The sequence below is a fragment of the Synechococcus sp. CS-1333 genome (genome assembly GCF_025128015.1).
In the GTDB taxonomy this organism is placed as follows: Bacteria; Cyanobacteriota; Cyanobacteriia; order PCC-6307; family Cyanobiaceae; genus MW101C3.
This window is the reverse complement of record NZ_JAHLYO010000011.1, coordinates 12,175-32,165: the sequence shown is the minus strand read 5'-3', so window position 1 is coordinate 32,165 and position 19,991 is coordinate 12,175. Positions and strand designations below refer to the sequence as shown.

The window sequence follows — 19,991 nt, the reverse complement described above, 5'->3', positions numbered from 1 at the left end:
GGCTCTGTTGCGGCCCATGCTGGAGGGGTTAGCCCCGGAGAACCGCGTTGGCCCTGGAGATCGAGCGGCGCTTCCTGGTGCATGGCGACGGCTGGCGGCCGCAGGTGCGCTGGAGCCGCCCGCTGCGGCAGGGCTACCTCACGCGCGACGCCGCTGGTGTCACCGTGCGGGTGCGCCTCGGGGAAGACACCGCCACTGACCAGGCCCGGCTGACGATCAAGGCGGCCGCCGCCGGCATCGCCCGCCACGAGTTCGAGTATCCGATTCCCGCCACCGATGGGGAGGCGTTGCTGAACCTGGCGGCCCACCGCCTCGGCAAGACCCGCTATGGCCTCGATCTGCCGGGCGGCGACTGGGTACTCGATGTGTTCGAGCCCCCGAATGCGCCGTTGGTGCTGGCGGAAGTGGAGCTGGAGCGGGCCGATCAGCCCCTGGTGGTGCCTCCCTGGTGCGCCCTGGAGGTCACCGGCCGCCTGGAGCTCAGCAATGCCTCCCTGTCGATCACGCCGCTGTCGCAGTGGCCTGAGGACGAGCGCCGGGCCGTACTGGGGGCGATGGGCCTCAGAGCCCCGGCGACGGGGCCGGCAGATTGCAGCAGTTGAAGCCGTCCCGGCAGATCTTGCCGTTGTCCATCGCCCAGTTAAGCAGCGCCACCCGGTTCTTCGCGCCGGTTTTGGTGAAGATGTTGCTGACGTGATTGTCGACGGTGCGTTTGCTGATCATCAGCTGCTCGCCGATTTCCTGATTGGTGAGGCCGGTGGCCACCAGGCTGATGATCTCCAGCTCCCGTTCGGATAAGCCGGTTCGCGGCGCGCTGAGGTCGTCTCGAACGGACATCAACGCACTCCGCCTGACTGGATGCATCCTAGACAGCCCCTCCAACACCTCCCCACGGACGCCCACCGCCACGGTCAGGCCGCACTCGAGCCAGCCGGGGCTGCTGCCGGCTGGGGGGCCTGGATGGTGCCGCTCTTCACGCATGATGGGCGCTGGTTGTTTCCCGGTTGTCGTGCTGCTGCAGCGGGCCATCGCGCGTGGAGCGTTCGCGGTCACGGCGGAAGTGATGCCGCCCAGGGGCGGTGATCCGAGCCGCACCCTGGCGATGGCCAGGCTGCTGAAGGGGCGGGTGCACGCGGTCAATGTCACCGACGGGAGCCGTGCGGTGATGCGCATGAGCAGCCTGGCCCTCTGCCGCCTGCTGCTCGACGCAGGGCTCGAACCGGTGCTGCAGCTGGCCTGCCGGGATCGCAACCGCATTGCCCTGCAGGCAGAGCTGCTGGGTGCTCATGCGCTGGGAATCCGCAACCTGCTCTGCCTCACGGGCGACCCGGTGCGGGCCGGCGATCAGCCGAACGCCCGGCCGGTGAACGAGTTGGAGGCGGTGCGGCTGTTGCAGCAGGTGAGCGATTTCAATGCCGGCCGTGATCCGCTGGGAGGCTCGCTTCCTGATGGCCCTACCGCCTTGTTCGCCGGCGCCGCCGCCGATCCCCAGTCCCCCAGCTGGAGCGGCCTGCGCCGCCGCCTCAGCCGCAAGCAGGCTGCTGGCGCCAAGTTCCTCCAGACCCAGATGGTCATGGAGGCGAGCGTGTTGCGCCGCTTCTGCGAGGAGATCGCCGCGCCGCTGGGCCTCCCGGTGCTGGCGGGGGTGTTTCTGCTCAAATCCGCCCGCAACGCCGAATTCATCAACCGTGTGGTGCCCGGCGCCTCCATTCCCCAGCACGTGATCGAGCGTCTTGCGGCAGCGGCAGATCCGGCCAGTGAGGGGATCAGGATCGCAGCGGAGCAGGTTACGAGTTTCCGTGAGATCGCCCAGGGCGTGCACCTGATGGCTGTGAAGGCCGAAGAGCGGATCCCCAACATCCTCAGCCTCGCCGGCATCGAGGCGATCGATCCGCTCACGGCATGCCCATCCGCCTGACACTGGGGCAGGCGCAGCCAGAGTTGTTCAGCCGCCGCGCTGGCTGGCGGTGAGATCGTTGCCCAGCAGATCGGCGAGGGCCTTTTGCTCGGGGGAGGGTAGAGCCACATCCTGGCGGCGCACATCGGTGATCAGCCAGTCGAGGGCGGCCTCTTGGAGGTCGAAATGGTCACCATTGCTGTCCACGCAATAACGGCCAAACACCAACTTCTCGGTGAGCCTGACTCCGGCCCCAATGCGGGAGTAATCGAAGATGATCGAGTTGTCGATCGTGGCGCCTTCGCAGATGTGGCAGCTGGGGCCGATCATGGCTGGGCCGATGATCGTGACCCCCGGTTCGATCCTGCTCATGCCGCCCACGTAAACGGGCCCCTGCACGTTGATCTTGTCCCAGTCGGCCGCTACGTTCAGGCCTGTGAACACGCCGGGCCGCACCTCGCGGCCAGGGATCGAAACCTTGCGAACCTTCCCCAGCAGCACGCTCCGGATCGCCTGCCAGTAATCCGGCACCTTGCCGATGTCCACCCACTCGAAATCCATGGGCAGCGCGTAGAAAGGTGCCCCTGCCGCCACCAGACGGGGAAAGAGATCAGCGCCGATGTCGAAGGGCACGCCGGCGGGAACGTGGTCGAGCACCTGGGGCTCGAAAATATAAATGCCGGTATTGATCATGTCGCTGGCGGCCTCTTCCACCGAGGGCTTCTCCTGAAAGGAGAGCACTCGAGAGTTGTCGTCAGTGACCACGACACCGTAGCTGCTCACCTGATCTTTCGGCACCCGCTTGGTGATCAGGCTGGCGACCGCTCCTTTCTTCTTGTGCCGCCTCACCGCTTCGGTAAGGTCGAGGTCGATCAGGGCATCGCCGCAGAGCACCACGAAGGTGTCGTCGAAAAAGGTCTGAAAGGTCTGAATCTTCTTGATGCCGCCTGCAGAACCCATGGCTTCGCCAATCAGTTCGCCGTCGTCCTGAATGTGGCCTTCGAAGCTGTAGGCGATCTCCACGCCGAAGCGCTGCCCATCACGGAAATAGTTCTCGATCTCTGCCGCCAGGTGCGACACATTGACCATGATCTCGTTGAATCCATGCTCCCGGAGCAACTCCAGCAGGAATTCCATCACCGGCTTCTGCAGGATCGGAATCATCGGCTTGGGAATCGTGTGGGTGATGGGCCTCACCCGTGTTCCCTTGCCGGCTGCGAGGATCATCGCCTTCATGGGCGCCTTACTGCTCGGTTGGTTCTGCATGCACCCTAATTAAGGGTGTCAGGCTGCCAGTGCCGGCCTAGCCGGCAAGGGAGCTGGCACGGCCGGCCAGGAGCCTGTGGCGGTTGCGGCAGCGCTCTGACTGGGAAGCGGAAGCGTGCATTCGGCCTCGCGTGCGCGGCGCAGATGCAGCGGCCCGAACAGGCCCCCTTCCTGCCGCAGATCGATGCGTCCCTGTGAACAGAGGAACAACAGCGCCCAGAACACCCCCACCCGGTCGTGATCAAGATCGGGGGGCGCTGCGTCTTTCCAGGCCTCCACCAGCGCATCGAAGTTCACCCACTCCAGGGCCTCTGGCCACTGCTGCAGGAAGAAGCTCAGGGCGGCAGTGGTTTCAGGCAGTTTCTCCCGGTGGGCCAGGGCGCTCACCTGTTCGATCGCGTCGCGTTCGCTGTAGGGGCGGCTGCGCGGCTTGTGGCGCCGCGGGCCGCTATCGCTCTCCAGCCGCTCGGCGATGTCTTCCAGCTGGCGGATCAACTCGCCGAGGCTCACGGGCCGCTGCAGCGGCGGCGGTGCCACGGGCCTGCGCCAGAGTTGCCGCTCCGGCCGATGGGGCAGCTGGATTCCCAGCGACCAGCTGTCCTCGCCCGGATCCTCGCTCTCGCAAGGATCGGCGACCAGGGCAATGGGCGGAAAGGTCTGGCGTTCCAGCACTTCGGCCTTGAGGCCCACCAGCACTGACGCCGCCAGAAACGCCTCGCTGGTGGCGGCGAGATCCTGCTCATAGCTGCCGCCCTGGCCGGAGCTGAGGGCCACCAGGCGTGGCACCTCGATGCGCTGACGCAGCTGATCGAGGAAACCGTCCACCACGGCGATCACATCGACATCCCAGGGGTCGAGGTCACCGCGCTCGGCGGCCTCCTGCAGCAGGCGGATCGCCAGCCTGGCGCCTGCGTTCGGCACACTTCTCCCCGATCTGCCGGAAACGTACCCGGTCTGAGGCGACTCAGCCAGCGGCATCCGCTGCCGCGGATCCCCCTGAACTTTCTCCGGCGGCAGGCAACAGGGCCAGCTGGGCGTCCACGGTGGCGCGGTAACGCTGCAGGTCGTCTTCCAGCTCGCGGATGCGCACCTGCTGGGCGTCAATTTCGCTGCGGTCCTGCATCAATTCCACTTTCTTCACCACGCCAATCCACACGGCGAACACCCAGGCGGCGGTGGCGCCGATGCCACCCACCACCAGCAGCAAGGCCGCCAGCGGCAGGGTGACCGCCGCTCCCGGCAGGAAGCGCACGGTGGTGGGATCGGTGTTCTCCAGCGTGAACATCACCGTGGCGAGGCCAAAACTGAAGATCAGCAGGAAATTCAGCTGTCGCATGGCGGGTGGTGGGTCGAGGCTCTGAATCGGGAGCGCATGGCTGGCAGGCCGGTGGCAGCCTCAGCGGAGCGATCCCGTCGACCAGTTTGCGGCACCTGAGCGGAATTGGGCGCAAGCCGTCGCACAGTGCTGGTGATGGTGCTGGGCAGCCGGCAGGATCTCGATTCGCTCAGCCCAGGGCGGGCGCATGGAGCAGGGGCGGCGCCAAGGCCAGCTGCTTGCCCACCGCCCCCCGGATCAGCCCCTTGGGCGTGGGGCCCACCACCTTGGTGAGGGCAACGTCCTCACGGGCCACGAGCGCTTCGATCGAGGCGCGGTAGCTGTCGGTGACGAGACGAGGGTAAAGACCGATGCCGATGATCGGCACCAGCAGGCAGGAGATCACGTAGATCTCGCGCGGTTCGGCATCCACCAGGCGGGTGTGGGCCGCCAGCTCCACGTTCTCCTTGCCGAAGAAGATCTCGCGCAGCATCGAGAGCAGGTACACCGGAGTGAGGATCACCCCCACGGCCGCCAGGGCTGCCATCACGATGCGGAAGCTGAGCGCGTAGGCCTCACTGTTCACGAAGCCCACGAAGACCATCAGTTCCGACACGAAGCCACTCATGCCAGGCAGGGCCAGGGACGCGAGCGAACAGATCGTCCAGAGGGCGAACATCTTGCGCATCTTCTGGCCCACGCCGCCCATCTCATCGAGCTGAAGCGTGTGGGTGCGGTCGTAGGTGGCGCCCACCAGGAAGAAGAGGCTGGCACCGATCAGGCCGTGGCTCACCATCTGCAGCATGGCGCCGCTGGTGCCGAGGGCACTGAAGCTGCCGATGCCGATCAGCACGAAGCCCATGTGGCTGATCGAGCTGTAGGCGATCTTGCGCTTGAGGTTGCGCTGCGCGAAGGAGGTGAGTGCCGCATAAATGATGTTCACCACCCCCAGCACCACCAGCAGCGGCGCGAACTGGGCGTGGGCCTCGGGCAGCAGCTGAACGTTGAAGCGCAGCAGGGCGTAGCCGCCCATCTTCAGCAGAATGCCGGCCAGCAGCATGTGCACCGGTGCTGTGGCCTCGCCGTGGGCGTCCGGTAGCCAGGTGTGCAGCGGCACGATCGGCAGCTTGACCCCGAAGGCGATCAGCAGGCCCGCGTAGGCCAGCATCTGGAAGCGGGTGCCGAACTCCTTCGCCGCCAGAGTGGTGAATTCGAAGCTGGGCGTGCCGCCGCCATAAAAGCCCATGGCCAGGGCGGCCAGCAGGATGAACACTGAGCCGCCAGCTGTGTAGAGGATGAACTTGGTGGCGGCGTACTGGCGCTTCTTAGCGCCCCAGATCGCCAGCAGCAGATACACCGGCAGCAGCTCCAGCTCCCAGGCCAGGAAGAACAGGAGCATGTCCTGCACAGCAAACACGGCGATCTGGCCGCCATCCATGGCCAGGATCAGGAAGTAGAAGAGCCGCGGCTTGAAGGTGACCGGCCAGGCGGCCAGCACCGCCAGCGCGGTGATGAAGCTGGTGAGCAAGATCAGCGGCATCGACAGCCCGTCGGCGCCCACCGACCAGGCCAGCCCCAGATCGGGCAGCCATTCCACCCGTTCCACCAGCTGGAGCCCCGCCACCGAGGGGTCGTAGCCGTTCAGGTAGGCCCCTGCGGTGACCAGAAAGGTGAGCAGGGCCACGCCGAGGGCGTACCAGCGGATTGTCTTGCCGTCGCCTGGGTCGGGGATGAAGGGGATCAGCAGCGCGGCTCCGATCGGCATCAGGATCGAAACGCTCAGCCAGGGGAAGGCCCCGGTGGAGGCTGTGCCAAGGGCCGCAAGGGCCTCCGGAGCAACGGCAGGGTCAAGCGGCACTGGCCAGGGAATTCAGTTCTGGACGGAGTGTAGAAATGCTCAACTGCCCAGTACCGCCCAGATATGGGATGACACACAGAGCCCGCGCCGAGGGGCGCACGGAGCGCACTCAGAAGCTGCTGAACAGCAGCACCAGGGCGATCACGCCGCCGAACACGATCAGCGCATAGAACTGGGCGCGGCCGGTTTCGAAGTACTTGAGTCCTTCGCCGCTGCCCAGGGTCAGCAGGCCGGTGAGGTTCACCACCCCGTCCACCACCTTGGCGTCCACCTCCAGCACCTGACGGGCCAGCTTGCGGCTGCCTTTCACGAACAGGCGGTCGTTGATCGCATCCAGGTACCACTTGTTGGCCAGGAAGGCATTGATGGTGGGGAAGCGGGCGGCCACGGCGGTGGCCAGATCCAGCTTGTGCAGGGCGTAGGCCAGCACCGCGATGGTGATGCCGATCACGGAGATCGTCACCGAAGCGCCGGCCAGCGGCAGGAACTCGCCCCAGCTGAAGTGTTCGGCCATCTCGGCGGCCTCGCCGGGGTTGAGCAGGGCGGCGAAGCGGCTGTTCCAGGGCGTGCCGAGCAGGCCGATCAGCACCGAGGGAACGGCAAGCACCGCCAATGGTGCGGCCATCTGCCAGCCCGATTCGTGCGGGTGGGAGGCGTGGGAGCCATGGCCCTCCTCATGGCTTTCCGGGGCCTTGCCGGCAGCCTGGAGCAGGGCACTGCGGACGCTGAGGTCACCGCCGCGGAAGCTGCCCTCGAAGGTGAGGAAGTAGAGCCGGAACATATAGAAGGCGGTCATGCCGGCAGTCAGGAAGCCCACCGCCCATAGCAGCGGGAAGGCGTTGAAGGCCTGGCCGAGGATTTCATCCTTGCTCCAGAAGCCCGCCAGCGGCGGAATACCGCTGATCGCCACGCAGCCGATCAGGAAGGTGGTGGAGGTGACCGGCATGAAGCGGCGCAGCCCTCCCATCAGGCGCATGTCCTGGGCAAGCACCGGCTCATGGCCCACCACCTCTTCCATGGCATGGATCACCGAGCCGGAGCAGAGGAAGAGCATGGCCTTGAAGAAGGCGTGGGTGACGAGGTGGAACATGCCCGCCTCGGGAGCGCCGCAACCCATCGCCAGCATCATGTAACCCAGCTGTGACACGGTGCTGTAGGCCAGGCCTTTCTTGAGATCCATCTGGGTGAGGGCGATCGAGGCCCCCAGGAAGCAGGTGATCGTGCCGATCACGGCGATCACGGCCTGCACCAGCGGGAAGGGTTCGTAGACCGGCTGCAGCCTGGCCACCAGGAACACGCCGGCGGCCACCATGGTGGCGGCGTGGATCAGGGCGGAGATCGGGGTGGGACCCTCCATCGCATCGGGCAGCCACACGTGCAGGGGGAACTGGGCCGACTTGGCCATCGGGCCCATGAACACCAGCAGGCACAGCAACACCGCCACGCCGTTGGAGAGCGAGCCTTCAGCCACGGCGGCGGAGAGGCCGGCGCCGATCTCCTCGAAGCCGAAACTGCCGGTGGCCCAGAACAGGCCGAGGATGCCAAGCAGCAGGCCGAAGTCGCCGACGCGGTTCACGATGAAGGCCTTCTGGGCGGCATGGGCGGCACCCTCGCGGTCGTACCAGAAGCCCACCAGCAGGTAGGAGCACATGCCCACCAGCTCCCAGAACACGTAGATCTCAAGCAGGTTGGGGCTGATCACCAGCCCCAGCATCGAGCTGCTGAAGAGGGCGAGATAGGTGAAGAAGCGCACATAGCCCTTGTCGTGGGCCATGTAGCCATCGGAATACACCATCACCAGCAAGGCGATGGTGGTCACCAGCGACAGCATCACGGCGCCGAGAGCATCAACCCGGAACCCCATCTGCAGGTTGAAGGTGCCGGCGCTGGCCCAGTTGAAGAGCACTTCGGTGGCTGGCGCTCCGGCCAGTTGCTCCGCCAGCACGGCGTAACTCAGCACGGCTGCCGCCCCGATCAGGGTGATGAGCAGCAGGGCAACGGGCTTGCGCAGCCGGTTGACGGTGCGGTTGAAGCTGATCAGCCCGAGACCGGTGAGCGCCGCCCCCGCCAAGGGCAGAACGGGAATCAACCAGGCGATTTCAGCGGCCGATGTCATCCAGCTCCAGTCAGCGGCCCCGCGAGTGTAGGCAGCTTCCTGGGCACGGCCGGCCTGTGTGTGGGTGTGCGATCAGCCCAGCGTCCGTCCCAGGGGTCCGTTCAGAAAGGCGCTGGCGGCAGGGCCGATGTAGCGGTGGCTCCACCAGAACAGGCCGATGGCGATGGCGATCCCCAGCTGGGAAGGCCGCAGGAACTCTGTGAGTTCCAGCGTCTGGCGTCCGTCGATCACCGCCAGGAACGGCACTACGGAGGTGCGCGCCTTGAGCTGCTCGAAGGCCTCGCCGAAGCGCGCCCGCAGGCGTCGGTCGCCGTGCCAGACGGCAAACAGGTGGTGGGCGATCAATCCGGCGCAGGTGACCACCATGAAGCTGCTGCCGATCCAGAGCAGGTGGGTGGAGCACCAGAGGATCTGACCGACGGCCTGGGGGTGGCGGCTGATGCGGATGATCCCGGTTTCGTAGAGGCGCACCTGGGGCTGCAGCAGCGCGGGAATCTCCAGCAGGTTGTAGGTGGCGGGATACAGAAAGAAGAAGCTGATCGCTGTTCCCACCCAGATCACAGGGATGAGTCCGGGGGTGCCCTGCAGGGTCCAGAGCTGCACCCCGTCATAGCGATGGGCGAGGAAGTACCCCACCACCACCACAGCGGCCGGAATGCTCACAGCCGCGAACAGCAGGCGCCAGGCCCGGGCCCCGATGCGCTGCTCCCCCCACACGCGCAGGGCGGCCCCGCCGCTGTGCAGCACCGCAAAGGCCACCAGCAGGGCAACCATCACCAGGCTGGTGTGGTGGAGCGGGGAAAGCACGGGGCAGAAGCGGCAGCGGCGATTCTGCTTCGTCCGCCGCGGCATGGCGTGGAGGGCGGACCGGGCTTTGCTCCTAAAGTTCTCCGTTCATGCCGGCGTCCAGCCCCGGGGTCGTTCCATGGCTGATCTGCCGTTCACCCTCGATCAGCTGCGCATCCTGCGGGCCATTGCCAGCGAAGGCAGCTTCAAGAAGGCTGCCGACAGCCTTTACGTCACCCAGCCGGCGGTGAGCCTGCAGATCCAGAACCTGGAGAAGCAGCTCGATGTGTCGCTCTTCGACCGGGGCGGCCGCAAGGCCCAGCTCACCGAGGCGGGGCATCTCCTGCTCAGCTACTGCGACCGAATCCTGGGCCAGTGCCAGGAGGCCTGCCGCGCCCTCGACGACCTGCACAACCTCAAGGGTGGTTCCCTGATCGTGGGCGCCAGCCAGACCACCGGCACCTACCTGATGCCGCGCATGATCGGCCTGTTCCGGCAGAAGTATCCCGACGTATCGGTTCAGCTGCAGGTGCACAGCACCCGGCGCACCAGTTGGAGCGTGGCCAACGGCCAGGTGGATCTGGCGATCATCGGCGGTGAGCTGCCCGGCGAACTCAACGACCTGCTCCAGGTGATTCCTTACGCCAGCGATGAACTGGCCCTGGTGCTGCCGGTGAACCACCCCCTCGCCCGCCTGCCGGAACTCCACAAGGACGACCTCTACCGGCTCAGCTTCGTCTGCCTTGATGCCCAGTCCACCACCCGCAAGATGGTGGACCAGCTGCTGGCCCGCTCTGGCCTGGAAGTGCAGCGGCTCAAGATCGAGATGGAGCTCAATTCCTTTGAGGCGATCAAGAACGCCGTGCAGTCGGGATTGGGTGCCGCCTTCCTGCCGGTGGTGTCGATCGAGCGGGAACTGGCGACCGGATCGCTGCACCGTCCCAACGTGACCGACCTGCTGGTGCGCCGCCAGCTGAAGCTGATCACCCATCCGGCCCGTTACTGCTCCAGGGCTTCGGAAGCCTTCCGCCGCGAGGTGCTGCCGGTGTTCGCCAGCCCCGACAGCCCCTTGCGCCAGACCCCCCGCACCAGCCCGCCGGCCGAAGCCGCCACCACGGTGCTTCAGCCCGCCCCGTGAGCCCCCTGCACGAGCCCGGAGGCTCCTAAAGGCGGAGACTCACACTCAGAACTGGTCGCCTTCCGGGGTGATGCCCACGGAGTCGTCGGCGGCGCCGGCAATGCCCCGGGTCTGGAACTTGTTGCCGCTGATGTCGGTCTGGTAGACGCAGCGGACGATCGGCTTGTCGCGGATCGAGCCGATGTAGGCGAAGGTGTTCATGCGTTGCTTGCACTGGCGCATCTGCTCGGAGGTGACGGCGCCCTCCTTCTGCAGCACGCTCCAGTTCTCGCGGCGGATCACACAGCCCGGTTGCAGCGTCGGCTGGGTCACGAAGCTGCTGCTTGGGTTCATGGTGGTGTAGAGCTCCACGTCCATCACGAAGGCGCTCGCACCCCACTGCTTGCAGAACTCGGGGTCGGGCACGGCCAGGTCGAGTTGCTGGCTGCTGGCGATGTTCCCCTGGTTGCCCACGGTGTTGCTGGAGAGCGCCGTGCCGATGCCGATGCCCACCACGAGCACCCCGGCCAGCACCGCGATCGTGGCCACGTTGAACACGAAGGGGCCGCCTCCGGGTTTGCCACCCCCCCCACCCGGTGTGGCACCACCGCCACCGCCGCCACCCCCGTTGCGGGTGGGGCGGGCGGCGCGGGAGCGGTCGCCGGGATCCCGCTCATCGGCGGCGTCGTAACGGGCGGCGTCGTAGCGGGAGCCGCGGCGGTCGTAGGCGTAGTCGGAGCTGGCGTAGTCCGACCCGGCGTAATCGGCGCTGGAGCGGCCGCGGCTGCCTCTGCCATCGCCTCTGGAGAAGGCGCTGCCATCACGGGAGCGGGTCATGTGGAAGCGGCACTGCGGGGCAGGCCCATGGAGTAGTTGAGAACCCGCGCGTCCGGGTTGTAGCGGAGTTCGCCCGCCTGCAGCAGCTGGCGGATCGTGCCCTCCAGCTCCGAACCGATGCGGCGCAGGTTGTATTCGGTGAGCTCGGCGCCGGCGAAACCGGCCACCAGATCACGGAAACGCTGCTGCACCTTCTGCAGCACGCCGGCGTCCCAGAGGAACTCGTTGTCCGGGTCGAGGTCGAGGGTCAGCTGGTGCGGGTCGGGGACCAGTTCACCCCCCTCGAGCCGTGCCGTGAACAGCCGCACATGACGGGTGGTGGACTTGAGCAGCAGGTCGTCGGCCATGGAACGAAGGCGAACGGACGGAGATGGGCCGCCGCAACTCTAGGAACCGCCGGTGCGGGCAGGGCCACCGCAGCCAGGCGCCCGACGTTGGCAGGGGGCATCCTTTTAGGTTGGCGTCTGGTTTTCGTCTTTGCATGCGCGTCGCCATTGCCGGAGCAGGACTCGCCGGCCTGTCCTGTGCCAAATACCTCTGCGATGCCGGCCATACGCCGGTGCTGCTCGAGGGGCGCAACGTGCTCGGCGGCAAGGTGGCGGCCTGGCAGGACGAAGACGGGGACTGGTACGAAACCGGCCTGCACATCTTCTTTGGGGCTTACCCCAACATGCTGCAGCTGTTCGCGGAGCTGGGCATCGAGGATCGCCTGCAGTGGAAGGATCACGCGATGATCTTCAACCAGAAGGAGGCGCCAGGCAGCTACAGCCGTTTCGATTTCCCCGACCTTCCCGCCCCTCTCAACGGTGTTGCCGCCATCCTCGGCAACAACGACATGCTCACCTGGCCCGAGAAGATCGCCTTCGGGCTCGGCCTTGTGCCCGCCATGCTCCGCGGCCAGGACTACGTGGAGGAGTGCGACAAATACTCCTGGTCGGAATGGCTGCGCCTTCACAACATCCCTCAGCGAGTGAACGATGAAGTGTTCATCGCCATGAGCAAGGCGCTCAACTTCATCAATCCCGATGAAATCTCCTCAACGGTGATCCTCACGGCCCTCAACCGCTTCCTGCAGGAGAAGAACGGCTCGAAGATGGCCTTCCTCGACGGCAACCCCCCAGAGCGTCTCTGTGAGCCGATCGTGGCCTCGATCCGCGAGCGCGGTGGCGAGGTGCACCTCGACAGCCCCCTGCGCGAGATCCGCCTGGCCGCCGATGGCAGCGTGCGCAGCTTCCGGATCGGCGGCATCCAGGGCCAGCCTGGCCGTGAGGTGGAGGCGGATGCCTACGTCAGCGCCCTGCCGGTGGATCCGCTCAAGCTCCTGCTGCCGGATCCCTGGCGCCAGCTGCCCTACTTCCAGAAGCTCGACGGGCTCAAGGGGGTGCCGGTGATCAACATTCATCTCTGGTTCGATCGAAAACTCACCGCGATCGACCATCTTCTGTTCAGTCGTTCGGACCTGCTCAGCGTCTACGCCGACATGAGCAACACCTGCCGCGAGTACGCCGACCCCGACCGCTCCATGCTCGAGCTGGTTTTCGCCCCTGCGGCGGAGTGGATCGGCCGCAGCGATGACGACATCGTGGCCGCCACGCTCGAGGAGCTGCGCCGCCTCTTCCCCGACCACTTCAACGGCGACGACCAGGCCAAGCTGCGCAAGGCCCGGGTGGTAAAAACCCCCCTCTCCGTCTACAAGACCGTGCCCGGCTGCCAGCAGTTGCGGCCCTCGCAGCAATCGCCGATCGCAAACTTCTTCCTGGCCGGCGACTACACGATGCAGCGCTATCTGGCTTCGATGGAAGGGGCAGTGCTGAGCGGCAAGCTGTGCGCCGAGGCGGTCAGCCGGCAGGCGTCCGCGCTGGTGCAGCCGGTGGCGGTGTGAGCGTGCTGGCCGCTTCACCCACCGCCGCTTCCCTCCGCTCCGGCCTGAACCTGGAGCACGCCTACGAGGCCTGCCGCCAGGAAACCGCCCAATGGGCCAAGACCTTCTATCTCGGCACCCTGCTGATGCCCCCCGCCAAGCGGCGGGCCATCTGGGCGATCTACGTGTGGTGCCGCCGCACCGACGAACTGATGGACAGCCCCCAGGCGCAGCGGCTGCCCACTGACCAACTCGCCGAGCGGCTCGATCGCTGGGAAGCCCGCACCCGCCGCCTGTTTGCCGGCGAGGTGCACGATGCCCTCGATCTGGCCATGGTGGACACCATCCAGCGCTATCCTCAGCCGCTCCAGCCCTACCTCGACATGATCGAGGGGCAGCGCATGGACTTGGTCTGCCATCGCTACGCCAGCTTCGATGAACTGCAGCTCTATTGCTATCGGGTGGCCGGCACCGTGGGCCTGATGACCCAGGAAGTGATGGGGCTTGATCCGGCCTACACCACGGCCCCCTGGAGCGAACGGCCCGATACCTCCGAGGCGGCGGTGGCCCTTGGCATCGCCAACCAGCTCACCAACATCCTGCGCGATGTGGGCGAAGACCGCAGCCGTGGCCGCATCTATCTGCCGCAGGAAGATCTGCAGCGCTTCAACTACTCGGAATCCGACCTGATGGCGGGGCTGCTCAATGAAAACTGGCGGGCCCTGATGGCCTTTCAGTTGCAACGCGCCCGCTACTGGTTCGGCCGTTCGGAGGCGGGGGTGCGCTGGCTGGCGGCCGATGCCCGCTGGCCGGTGTGGGCCTCGCTGCGGCTGTATCGCGGCATTCTCACAGTGATCGAGCAACTCAACTACGACGTTTTCAACCACCGGGCCTACGTTCCCAAGCCCTTCAAATTGCTCGACCTGCCGCTCTCCTACGTGATCTCCCAGGCCCGCTGAACCTCTGCAGTGGCCCCGGCCTCCGCCTTCAGCCAGTCCAGCAGGATCGGATTCACCCGTTCGGGAGCTTCGTCGTGGGGGCAGTGTCCCAACCCCGGCAGCACCTTCAGTTCCTGCACACAGGGGAAGAGGCGCGCCCAACATTCGGCTTCGGCTGGCGCTTCCCACGGATCCTCTGCTCCCCACAGCATGCGCACCGGCACGGTCAGCTCGGCAAGCAACTCCGGTGCCAGGTGGTCGTCGAACAGGTTGACGAAGCCGCGGAAGCTCTCGGGCGCTCCGGCATCGGTACTGGGCCGGTGCAGCAGCTCCACCAGGGCGTCGTCGATGTTGGCGCCGCTGGGGTAAGCCCGCTCCAGCACCTGACGGATGAAGGCGGGCCGGGCCAAGGCGCGGAACAGGGGAGCCACCAGCCAGCGCTGCCGCACCAGTTGCTTCACCAGGGGACGGCTCCATCGCTCCAGCAGCGGCAGTTCCGCCACGCGCTTTTCATCCAACGTGCGCTGGGCGCAGTCGATCAGGATCACCTGGGCCAGCGGAACGCCGCGGGCCACCAGCAGCTGGGCCGCCCTTAGGGCCACCACGCCGCCGATCGAGTTGCCCACCAGATGCACGCGGGCGGAGGGAGCGTGCTGCAGGGCCACCTGCTGCACGAAATCCGCCACCTGCTCGGCCCACAGATCGAAGCAGTAGCGCACCGCTCCGGGCTGCTCGGCTTCATCGGCCAGGCGGGAGCGCGGCTTGTCGCTGGCGCCGAATCCGAGCAGATCGATGGCGCACACCGAGAAGCGGCTGGCGATCACCGGCAGGTTGTGGCGCCAGTGGCCCAGGCTCGCGCCGAACCCGTGGATCAGCACCACACGTTGAAGCCCCGCCGGTTCGGGGCCGGCGAGGCAGCGGTAGCGGATGGTGTGACCCTGCCAGGTCCAGGAGGAGGAGGCAGGGCTGGGCGTGGTGGAAGCCGGCGGGTGGGTCAAGGCAGCATCGCCGCCGACCGGCGGAACGGGGCGCTGGCTCAGACCGTGGTGGCTGTCTGGTTGGCCAGCAGGGATTTCAGTTTGGCGAGCTCACCGGCCCAACGCGGATCGGGGGCGCCTTCGGTGATGGTGTCACTGTGCACCACCTTGTTGACGGCCTTGCGGGCCGCCACGGGAGCGGCACCGCCGGCGGCGGGCCGGCGATCGCCGGTGCCGGGGCGGCTGTCACGGCGCTCGGAGCGCTCGATGCGCAGGCTGTTACCGCCGAAGTCGTGGCCGTTGAGCTGCTCGATCACGGTGTCGGCCAGTTTCTCATCCTCGACATTGGCGAAACCGAAACCACGGCAGGCACCCGTTTCCCTGTCCTGAACGGTCTTGAAGCGCACGCCCTCGGCGATGGAAGTGAACAGAGCATCGAGCTCGGCGGCATCGAAAGTCTGCGGCAGATTGCCGACGTAGAGACGAACACTCATGGGAGGAGGGGGGGGAGAGAAGGGAGGTGGCGGCCTGCGCCATCGGGTGAACGCACCGGCGAAACGCAGGGCAGCGCAGGAGGCGCCAAAGAGCGATCGGGGAGGTGTTTCTGACGTTCAGGAACTGGACGTCAACCGTTGCCGTTCGGGCTTCGATGAAGCGATGGAAGATGCCTGTACAAAGAGCAGTCAATCACGGCGCCGGTCCAGCCAGCCAGCGACGCGCCGCCGCCAGGGCCTCCTCGCTGCTCTCCAGGCGGCCGAAGGCGCGCTCGATCGTCAGGTGGGCCAGCAGTTCGCCCAGCCGCCGTGACGGGGCCAGCCCCAGCCGCTGCTGCAGTTCCGTGCCGTCGAGCGGGGGCCTGGGATGAAAGAGAGGATCGCCCGGATCACGCCAGCGGGGCAGCCACTCCCGCGCAAACGGCAGCGGCAGCATGAGCAGCAGGGCGGGCAGGTCGTCCTCCAGGTCGCGGTGAAAGTGCACCTGCTCCCGTTCCGAGCCGAACGGGGCGGCGGGATCTCGCACCCCGCCGGGCCCCTCCAGCTGCGCCCGCCAGCTCCGCAGCAGTCCGCAGCGCCGCTGCAGCGCCCGGCTGGCGTGCAGCCGCCCCCAGCTGGCGGCATCAAGCAGCGTGGCCAGGCGTGCCAGGGGCAGCGCCAAGCGGGCTTCGTCTTCGCTCAGACCCCTGGCTGCGGCCGCCGCCGGGGTGAGCTGTCTCAGCGCGGCACCGGCGGCTTCATTGCCGGCTGCACCGCCTTCCACAGCGTCCGGCTGGCGCCAGGCGTCCAGCAGGCCGATCGTCAGCACCCGGGCCAGCCCTTCGCCGCCGCTGGCGCACGCCGCCAGCTTCTCCAGCTCCACCCGCACGCGCTCCACGGCCACTTGGTCGATCCGGCGGCTGTGGTGCTGGATCCAGGCTGCGCTGGTGGCGTCGAGGTGAAAGCCCAGTTCCGCGGCCAGTCGCTCACCTCGCAGCAGTCGCAGCGGGTCGTCCAGCAGGTTCGCTTCGCTCACGGCCCGGATCAGTCCCGCCGCCAGATCGGTCAGGCCGCCGCTCGGGTCGAGCAGCTGGCTGCTCGCCGTCAGGGGCAGGGCCAGGGCGTTGAGACAGAAGTCGCGGCGCAGCAGATCGGTGGCCAGGTCCGCGCCGGCCTGGCGGGCCAGATCCACGCTCCAGCCCCGGATCACCAGCCGGGCGATCGAGCGCTCCTGATCCAGCACCACGCAGCGACCACCGTGCTCCCGGCTCAGCCGCTCGCCCAGGGCAATGGCCTCCACCGGCACCACCAGATCGAGGTCGGGCCGCTCCCCCAGCCGCCCGAGCAGGCCATCGCGCACGGCGCCTCCCACCAGGGCGGTGCCCGCAGGGAAGGCCGCCGGAGGCACCGGCCAGCGTTCCATCGCCAGGCGGCGGCGCAGCAGAGCCGTGGCGGCGGCCAGATCCAGAGGCACGCTGGCCTGGCCCGCCAGAATGGCTGCATTCGGAGACCACTCAGGCATGTGCATCTGCGTGGATTGCCACTGGGTGGACCGCTGCCAGGCCTATCACGCGGTGGAGCGCCAGCACGGCGTCAAGCATCTCGCCGTTGCCCCCGACTTCCGCCCGGTGGATCCACGCATCCATGTGCAGGTGATGGATCTGCCGGAGAACCGCGTGGGCGTGGAATGGGACGTGCGGTCCTGCGCCAGCTTCCAGGCTGAACCGGGCCGCTGGCAACGGCTGCGTCCTCTGGCGGCGATCCCGCGGTGATGGACGCTCCTGCCTGGGGCCTGGCCCTGCACAGCAGCAGCGAGGTGCTGGGAGTGGCGCTGCAGTCGCTGCTGGAGCCGGAGACGCCGCCCTTGATCCACACCTTCCCGCTGGGGCGCCGGCTCTCCAACGATCTGCTCGCCTGCGTGGAGGAGGTATTGCCAGCCTGCCGCTGGCCGCAGCTGGCACGGCTGGCGGTGGCCACCGGGCCCGGTGGCTTCACTGGCACTCGGCTCACCGTGGTGATGGCCCGCACGCTGGCCCAGCAGCTGGCTCTGCCCCTTGATGGTGTCAGCAGTTTCCTGCTGGTGGCGCGGCGGCTCTGGCAGGACGGAGAGCCGCTGACGGCCGCCGATCCGTTCTGGCTGCTGCACGAGCTGCCGCGCCGAGGAGTGGTGGCGGGTGCCTACGTGCTTGATGCAGGGGCTCCAGGGGGGGTGGTGGAGCGCCAGCCGCCGCGCCTGTTCGCCGACGCCGATGCCGTGCCTCCTGGCCCACGGCTGCCGGCGGTGGTGGAAGCCAGAGCCGATGTGGCCCAGTTGCTCGCCTTCAGCAAGGCGGCGGCGTTGGCCGGCGGGCCGGCCCCCTGGAGCACGGTGCTGCCGATCTATCCCACCAGCCCCGTGGGGGGAGAGGGTTGATGCGCCGCCTGGTGCTGCTGACGTTGCTGACGGCGGGCAGCTTCTGGCTGGGACGTTCCCTGCTGCTGCCGCCGGCTTCGCCGCCCCAGCTCATCCTTGTGCTGGGCGGTGACGTGAAGCGCGAGAAGGTGGCCGGGCGCTTGGCGACTCAATACCGTCTGCCGGTGGTGGTCAGCGGCGGCAGCAACCCGGAATACGCCCGCTGGCTGTTCGATCAGGAAGGCCTGCGGCAGCAGCAATACCGGCTGGATTACCGCGCCCATGACACGCTTTCCAACTTCACCACCGTGGTGGATGATCTGCGCCGTGGCGGCATCCGTCACGTGCTGCTGGTCACCAGCAGTGATCACATGGACCGGGCCCTGCTGGTCGGCCGGGTGGTGGCCGGCAGCCGCGGCATCCAGCTGACGCCCGTGGCGGTGTCCTGCGGGGAGCTCTGCCATCCTGAGAGCCTTTCCAAGCGCTGGGGCGACGGCCTGCGGGCCGTGGTGTGGGTGCTCAGCGGGCGGGATCTGAAGAACTGGGCGCAAGCGCAGCACGCTCAGACCCGGGCCTGATCAGGCCCTCATTCAGCAAGGCATTGATCTGGTCCTGGCAGGCCTGGGTGGTCGCCAGGAGGTCTTCGCGACGGCGGGAGGCGGGCGGCGGGATCGGCTGGCCGATACGGATGTGGATCGGCACCAGGCGTGGCCAGGTACGGCCTGCGCCCATGGCCCGGTGGCTGTTGACGATCGCCACCGGTAACAGCGGCACGCCGGCCCGTGCCGCCAGCAGAGCAGCGCCCGCCTGCGGCTGGTTGACGCGGCCGTCCAGCTGCCGGGTGCCATCGATGAACACCCCGGTGGCCCAGCCCTGGGCCAGCCGTGCTGTGGCGACCCGAATGGCTTCGCGGTCGCTGGCTCCTCGCTGCACCGGGTAGGCCCCGCAGGCGCGAATGATCGGGCCCAGCAGGGGGACCCTGAACAGCTCTGCTTTTGCCATGAAGGCCACGGGTCGGCCCAAGGCGTGGCCCAGCAACGGCGGGTCGAAGTGGGAGCCGTGGTTGGCCACCACCACCAGTGCACCCTCCGTGGGCACGTTTCGATTGCCGCTGGTGCGCCCACGGAACAGGATCCGGTAGAGCGGGAACACCAGCAAATAGCTGATCAGCCGGTAGGTAAGGCTGGGGCGGGGATTCAACAGCGCCAGCGGATCGGAGGAATCCAGCCCTTTGGATTCGCTCAAAGCGCCAGGTCGGCCGCCGCGCCGATCTGGGCGGTGGCGAGGCCGGGGACTGCCCGGCGCAGCAGGCCGCTCAGCACGTTGCCCGGCCCGACCTCCACCACGGTTTCGATCGCTAGCCGCGGGAACTGGTCCATGGTTTCGCGCCAGCGCACCCCCGTGACCATCTGCTCGCTCAGGCGCTCCTTGAGCAGGGCGCCGTCAGTGGTCGGGGTGGGATCGGTGTTGCTGAGCACCGGAATGGCCGCATTGGCGAATGGGACCTGCTCCAGCAGGTGGCGAAAGGCGGTCGCGGCTTCTGCCATGAAGGGGGAATGGAAGGCCCCCGACACAGCCAAGGGGATCGCCCGCTTGCAGTTGATTCTCTGGCACAGGGCCTGAACCGCCTCGGTGCTGCCGGAGAGCACCACTTGGGAGGCGCTGTTGTCGTTGGCAATCACCACCCCTTCGCTGGCGGCGATCCGTTCGTCCAGCTCCTCCCGGTTGAAGCCGATCACGGCGGTCATCGACCCGCCACCTGCGGCGGCCATCAGCTCGCTTCGCTGCCGCATCAGGGCCAGGCCTGCCTCAAGGTCGAAGACACCAGCGGCGTAGAGCGCCACCAGCTCCCCAAGGCTGTGTCCGGCCACAAGATGGGCGCAGCGGCCCATCCCCTTGAGCGCATCGACCAGCAGGCTTTCCAGCACGAACAGGGCCGGCTGGCTGTTGCGGGTGTCGTTCAGGTCGGCCGGTGCGGTGGGATCACTGAGCGGTTCACCGGCGCAGATCGCCAGCAGATCCCTGCCCAGGAGATCCGAAGCAGAAGCAAACCGCTCGCGCGCTCCGGGCAGATCGAGCAGATCACCCACCATTCCCAGCTTCTGCGATCCCTGGCCGGGAAACACCCAGGCAATGCCCATCCTGTTCGTCTTGAACG

General features: G+C 67.3%; 22 protein-coding genes. 8 read left to right on the top strand and 14 right to left on the bottom strand.

Features of this window, described 5'->3' with window-relative positions; genetic code table 11:
- The first annotated feature begins 47 nt into the window (after positions 1–47).
- Positions 48–602 carry a CYTH domain-containing protein gene (locus KQ303_RS03235; protein ID WP_259729122.1) on the top strand — a complete coding sequence of 185 codons (555 nt, stop codon included), beginning with the start codon at positions 48–50 and terminating at the stop codon, positions 600–602.
- Here KQ303_RS03235 and KQ303_RS03230 read toward each other — a convergent pair.
- On the bottom strand, positions 562–837 hold the full coding sequence (locus KQ303_RS03230) for a response regulator transcription factor (protein ID WP_094512353.1): 276 nt from the start codon (positions 835–837) through the stop codon (positions 562–564). The two genes, KQ303_RS03235 and KQ303_RS03230, sit on opposite strands and share 41 nt — an antisense overlap.
- A 145-nt stretch (positions 838–982) precedes the next feature.
- On the opposite strand from KQ303_RS03230, the gene KQ303_RS03225 reads away from it, so the two are divergent.
- Positions 983–1,918: a methylenetetrahydrofolate reductase gene (locus tag KQ303_RS03225; protein ID WP_094512349.1), complete on the top strand. Its 936-nt coding sequence runs from the start codon at positions 983–985 to the stop codon at positions 1,916–1,918.
- Positions 1,919–1,945: 27 nt separating this feature from the next.
- Here KQ303_RS03225 and KQ303_RS03220 read toward each other — a convergent pair whose 3' ends face one another.
- From KQ303_RS03220 to KQ303_RS03195, 6 genes are all read right to left on the bottom strand, one after another.
- Positions 1,946–3,133, bottom strand: a complete 1,188-nt coding sequence (locus KQ303_RS03220; RefSeq protein WP_094511658.1) for an NDP-sugar synthase — start codon at positions 3,131–3,133, stop codon at positions 1,946–1,948.
- Between the two features lie 48 nt (positions 3,134–3,181).
- Positions 3,182–4,084, bottom strand: a complete 903-nt coding sequence (locus tag KQ303_RS03215) for a segregation/condensation protein A (protein WP_233132890.1) — start codon at positions 4,082–4,084, stop codon at positions 3,182–3,184.
- Positions 4,085–4,127: 43 nt separating this feature from the next.
- Positions 4,128–4,499 carry a lipopolysaccharide assembly protein LapA domain-containing protein gene (locus KQ303_RS03210; protein ID WP_094511648.1) on the bottom strand — a complete coding sequence of 124 codons (372 nt, stop codon included), beginning with the start codon at positions 4,497–4,499 and terminating at the stop codon, positions 4,128–4,130.
- A gap of 169 nt (positions 4,500–4,668) precedes the next feature.
- Positions 4,669–6,243 (bottom strand): NAD(P)H-quinone oxidoreductase subunit 4, encoded by a 1,575-nt coding sequence (locus KQ303_RS03205; protein WP_233132916.1) that lies wholly within the window; start codon positions 6,241–6,243, stop codon positions 4,669–4,671.
- A 202-nt stretch (positions 6,244–6,445) separates the two neighbouring features.
- Entirely contained in the window at positions 6,446–8,452 is a 2,007-nt protein-coding gene (locus KQ303_RS03200) for an NAD(P)H-quinone oxidoreductase subunit 5 (RefSeq protein WP_094511643.1), read from the bottom strand.
- Positions 8,453–8,524: 72 nt separating this feature from the next.
- Positions 8,525–9,304, bottom strand: coding sequence for an NnrU family protein (locus tag KQ303_RS03195; RefSeq protein ID WP_399232758.1), 780 nt, complete (start codon positions 9,302–9,304; stop codon positions 8,525–8,527).
- A 73-nt stretch (positions 9,305–9,377) separates the two neighbouring features.
- Here KQ303_RS03195 and KQ303_RS03190 point away from each other — a divergent pair, with 73 nt between their 5' ends.
- Positions 9,378–10,376 (top strand): LysR family transcriptional regulator, encoded by a 999-nt coding sequence (locus KQ303_RS03190; RefSeq protein ID WP_094511634.1) that lies wholly within the window; start codon positions 9,378–9,380, stop codon positions 10,374–10,376.
- Positions 10,377–10,421: 45 nt separating this feature from the next.
- On the opposite strand, the gene KQ303_RS03185 is transcribed toward KQ303_RS03190, so the two are convergent.
- Positions 10,422–11,192, bottom strand: a complete 771-nt coding sequence (locus KQ303_RS03185; RefSeq protein ID WP_259729121.1) for a DUF3172 domain-containing protein — start codon at positions 11,190–11,192, stop codon at positions 10,422–10,424.
- Complete coding sequence (locus KQ303_RS03180; protein ID WP_094511629.1) at positions 11,189–11,539, bottom strand: NAD(P)H-quinone oxidoreductase subunit M; 351 nt, start codon at positions 11,537–11,539, stop codon at positions 11,189–11,191. Before KQ303_RS03180 ends, KQ303_RS03185 begins: the two co-directional genes overlap by 4 nt.
- A gap of 134 nt (positions 11,540–11,673) precedes the next feature.
- Here KQ303_RS03180 and pds point away from each other — a divergent pair, with 134 nt between their 5' ends.
- Together pds and KQ303_RS03170 are read left to right on the top strand one after the other, a co-directional pair.
- Entirely contained in the window at positions 11,674–13,074 is a 1,401-nt protein-coding gene (gene pds / locus KQ303_RS03175; protein ID WP_259729120.1) for a 15-cis-phytoene desaturase, read from the top strand.
- Positions 13,071–14,012 (top strand): phytoene synthase, encoded by a 942-nt coding sequence (locus KQ303_RS03170; RefSeq protein ID WP_094512340.1) that lies wholly within the window; start codon positions 13,071–13,073, stop codon positions 14,010–14,012. Before pds ends, KQ303_RS03170 begins: the two co-directional genes overlap by 4 nt.
- Here KQ303_RS03170 and KQ303_RS03165 read toward each other — a convergent pair.
- The 3 genes from KQ303_RS03165 to KQ303_RS03155 all read right to left on the bottom strand — a co-directional run bounded on the left by KQ303_RS03165 (position 13,988) and on the right by KQ303_RS03155 (position 16,963).
- The gene (locus KQ303_RS03165; RefSeq protein ID WP_311134105.1) at positions 13,988–14,989 is read right to left on the bottom strand and encodes an alpha/beta fold hydrolase; all 1,002 of its coding nucleotides are present in this window, start codon (positions 14,987–14,989) and stop codon (positions 13,988–13,990) included. The two genes, KQ303_RS03170 and KQ303_RS03165, sit on opposite strands and share 25 nt — an antisense overlap.
- 38 nt (positions 14,990–15,027) lie before the next feature.
- Positions 15,028–15,462, bottom strand: coding sequence for an RNA-binding protein (locus tag KQ303_RS03160; protein WP_094511619.1), 435 nt, complete (start codon positions 15,460–15,462; stop codon positions 15,028–15,030).
- Positions 15,463–15,655: 193 nt separating this feature from the next.
- Positions 15,656–16,963: a CCA tRNA nucleotidyltransferase gene (locus KQ303_RS03155; protein WP_259729119.1), complete on the bottom strand. Its 1,308-nt coding sequence runs from the start codon at positions 16,961–16,963 to the stop codon at positions 15,656–15,658.
- On the opposite strand from KQ303_RS03155, the gene KQ303_RS03150 reads away from it, so the two are divergent.
- From KQ303_RS03150 to KQ303_RS03140, 3 genes are read left to right on the top strand one after another with little or no spacing between them, the layout of a single operon-like run.
- Positions 16,962–17,213, top strand: coding sequence for a Ycf34 family protein (locus KQ303_RS03150; protein WP_259729118.1), 252 nt, complete (start codon positions 16,962–16,964; stop codon positions 17,211–17,213). The genes KQ303_RS03155 and KQ303_RS03150 overlap by 2 nt on opposite strands.
- Complete coding sequence (tsaB, locus tag KQ303_RS03145) at positions 17,213–17,854, top strand: tRNA (adenosine(37)-N6)-threonylcarbamoyltransferase complex dimerization subunit type 1 TsaB (RefSeq protein ID WP_255100071.1); 642 nt, start codon at positions 17,213–17,215, stop codon at positions 17,852–17,854. The genes KQ303_RS03150 and tsaB overlap by 1 nt, the downstream gene beginning before the upstream one ends.
- Positions 17,854–18,411 carry a YdcF family protein gene (locus tag KQ303_RS03140; protein ID WP_259729117.1) on the top strand — a complete coding sequence of 186 codons (558 nt, stop codon included), beginning with the start codon at positions 17,854–17,856 and terminating at the stop codon, positions 18,409–18,411. Before tsaB ends, KQ303_RS03140 begins: the two co-directional genes overlap by 1 nt.
- On the opposite strand, the gene KQ303_RS03135 is transcribed toward KQ303_RS03140, so the two are convergent.
- Both KQ303_RS03135 and fabD read right to left on the bottom strand, forming a co-directional pair.
- Positions 18,353–19,078: a 1-acyl-sn-glycerol-3-phosphate acyltransferase gene (locus KQ303_RS03135; RefSeq protein WP_094511609.1), complete on the bottom strand. Its 726-nt coding sequence runs from the start codon at positions 19,076–19,078 to the stop codon at positions 18,353–18,355. The genes KQ303_RS03140 and KQ303_RS03135 overlap by 59 nt on opposite strands.
- Positions 19,075–19,974: an ACP S-malonyltransferase gene (gene fabD / locus KQ303_RS03130; protein ID WP_259729116.1), complete on the bottom strand. Its 900-nt coding sequence runs from the start codon at positions 19,972–19,974 to the stop codon at positions 19,075–19,077. The genes KQ303_RS03135 and fabD overlap by 4 nt, the downstream gene beginning before the upstream one ends.
- Positions 19,975–19,991: the final 17 nt, after the last annotated feature.

Bases quoted from the DNA above. Each gene is read 5' to 3' on its own strand.
- KQ303_RS03160 (WP_094511619.1), bottom strand. From the start codon at position 15,462: ATGAGTGTTCGTCTCTACGTCGGCAATCTGCCGCAGACTTTCGATGCC.
- KQ303_RS03185 (WP_259729121.1), bottom strand. From the start codon at position 11,192: ATGACCCGCTCCCGTGATGGCAGCGCCTTCTCCAGAGGCGATGGCAGA.
- KQ303_RS03205 (WP_233132916.1), bottom strand. From the start codon at position 6,243: ATGCCGATCGGAGCCGCGCTGCTGATCCCCTTCATCCCCGACCCAGGC.
- tsaB (WP_255100071.1), top strand. From the start codon at position 17,213: ATGGACGCTCCTGCCTGGGGCCTGGCCCTGCACAGCAGCAGCGAGGTG.
- KQ303_RS03150 (WP_259729118.1), top strand. From the start codon at position 16,962: ATGTGCATCTGCGTGGATTGCCACTGGGTGGACCGCTGCCAGGCCTAT.
- KQ303_RS03230 (WP_094512353.1), bottom strand. From the start codon at position 837: ATGTCCGTTCGAGACGACCTCAGCGCGCCGCGAACCGGCTTATCCGAA.
- KQ303_RS03225 (WP_094512349.1), top strand. From the start codon at position 983: ATGGGCGCTGGTTGTTTCCCGGTTGTCGTGCTGCTGCAGCGGGCCATC.
- KQ303_RS03200 (WP_094511643.1), bottom strand. From the start codon at position 8,452: ATGACATCGGCCGCTGAAATCGCCTGGTTGATTCCCGTTCTGCCCTTG.
- KQ303_RS03190 (WP_094511634.1), top strand. From the start codon at position 9,378: ATGGCTGATCTGCCGTTCACCCTCGATCAGCTGCGCATCCTGCGGGCC.
- fabD (WP_259729116.1), bottom strand. From the start codon at position 19,974: ATGGGCATTGCCTGGGTGTTTCCCGGCCAGGGATCGCAGAAGCTGGGA.
- KQ303_RS03220 (WP_094511658.1), bottom strand. From the start codon at position 3,133: ATGAAGGCGATGATCCTCGCAGCCGGCAAGGGAACACGGGTGAGGCCC.
- KQ303_RS03195 (WP_399232758.1), bottom strand. From the start codon at position 9,304: ATGCCGCGGCGGACGAAGCAGAATCGCCGCTGCCGCTTCTGCCCCGTG.
- KQ303_RS03210 (WP_094511648.1), bottom strand. From the start codon at position 4,499: ATGCGACAGCTGAATTTCCTGCTGATCTTCAGTTTTGGCCTCGCCACG.
- pds (WP_259729120.1), top strand. From the start codon at position 11,674: ATGCGCGTCGCCATTGCCGGAGCAGGACTCGCCGGCCTGTCCTGTGCC.
- KQ303_RS03155 (WP_259729119.1), bottom strand. From the start codon at position 16,963: ATGCCTGAGTGGTCTCCGAATGCAGCCATTCTGGCGGGCCAGGCCAGC.
- KQ303_RS03140 (WP_259729117.1), top strand. From the start codon at position 17,854: ATGCGCCGCCTGGTGCTGCTGACGTTGCTGACGGCGGGCAGCTTCTGG.
- KQ303_RS03180 (WP_094511629.1), bottom strand. From the start codon at position 11,539: ATGGCCGACGACCTGCTGCTCAAGTCCACCACCCGTCATGTGCGGCTG.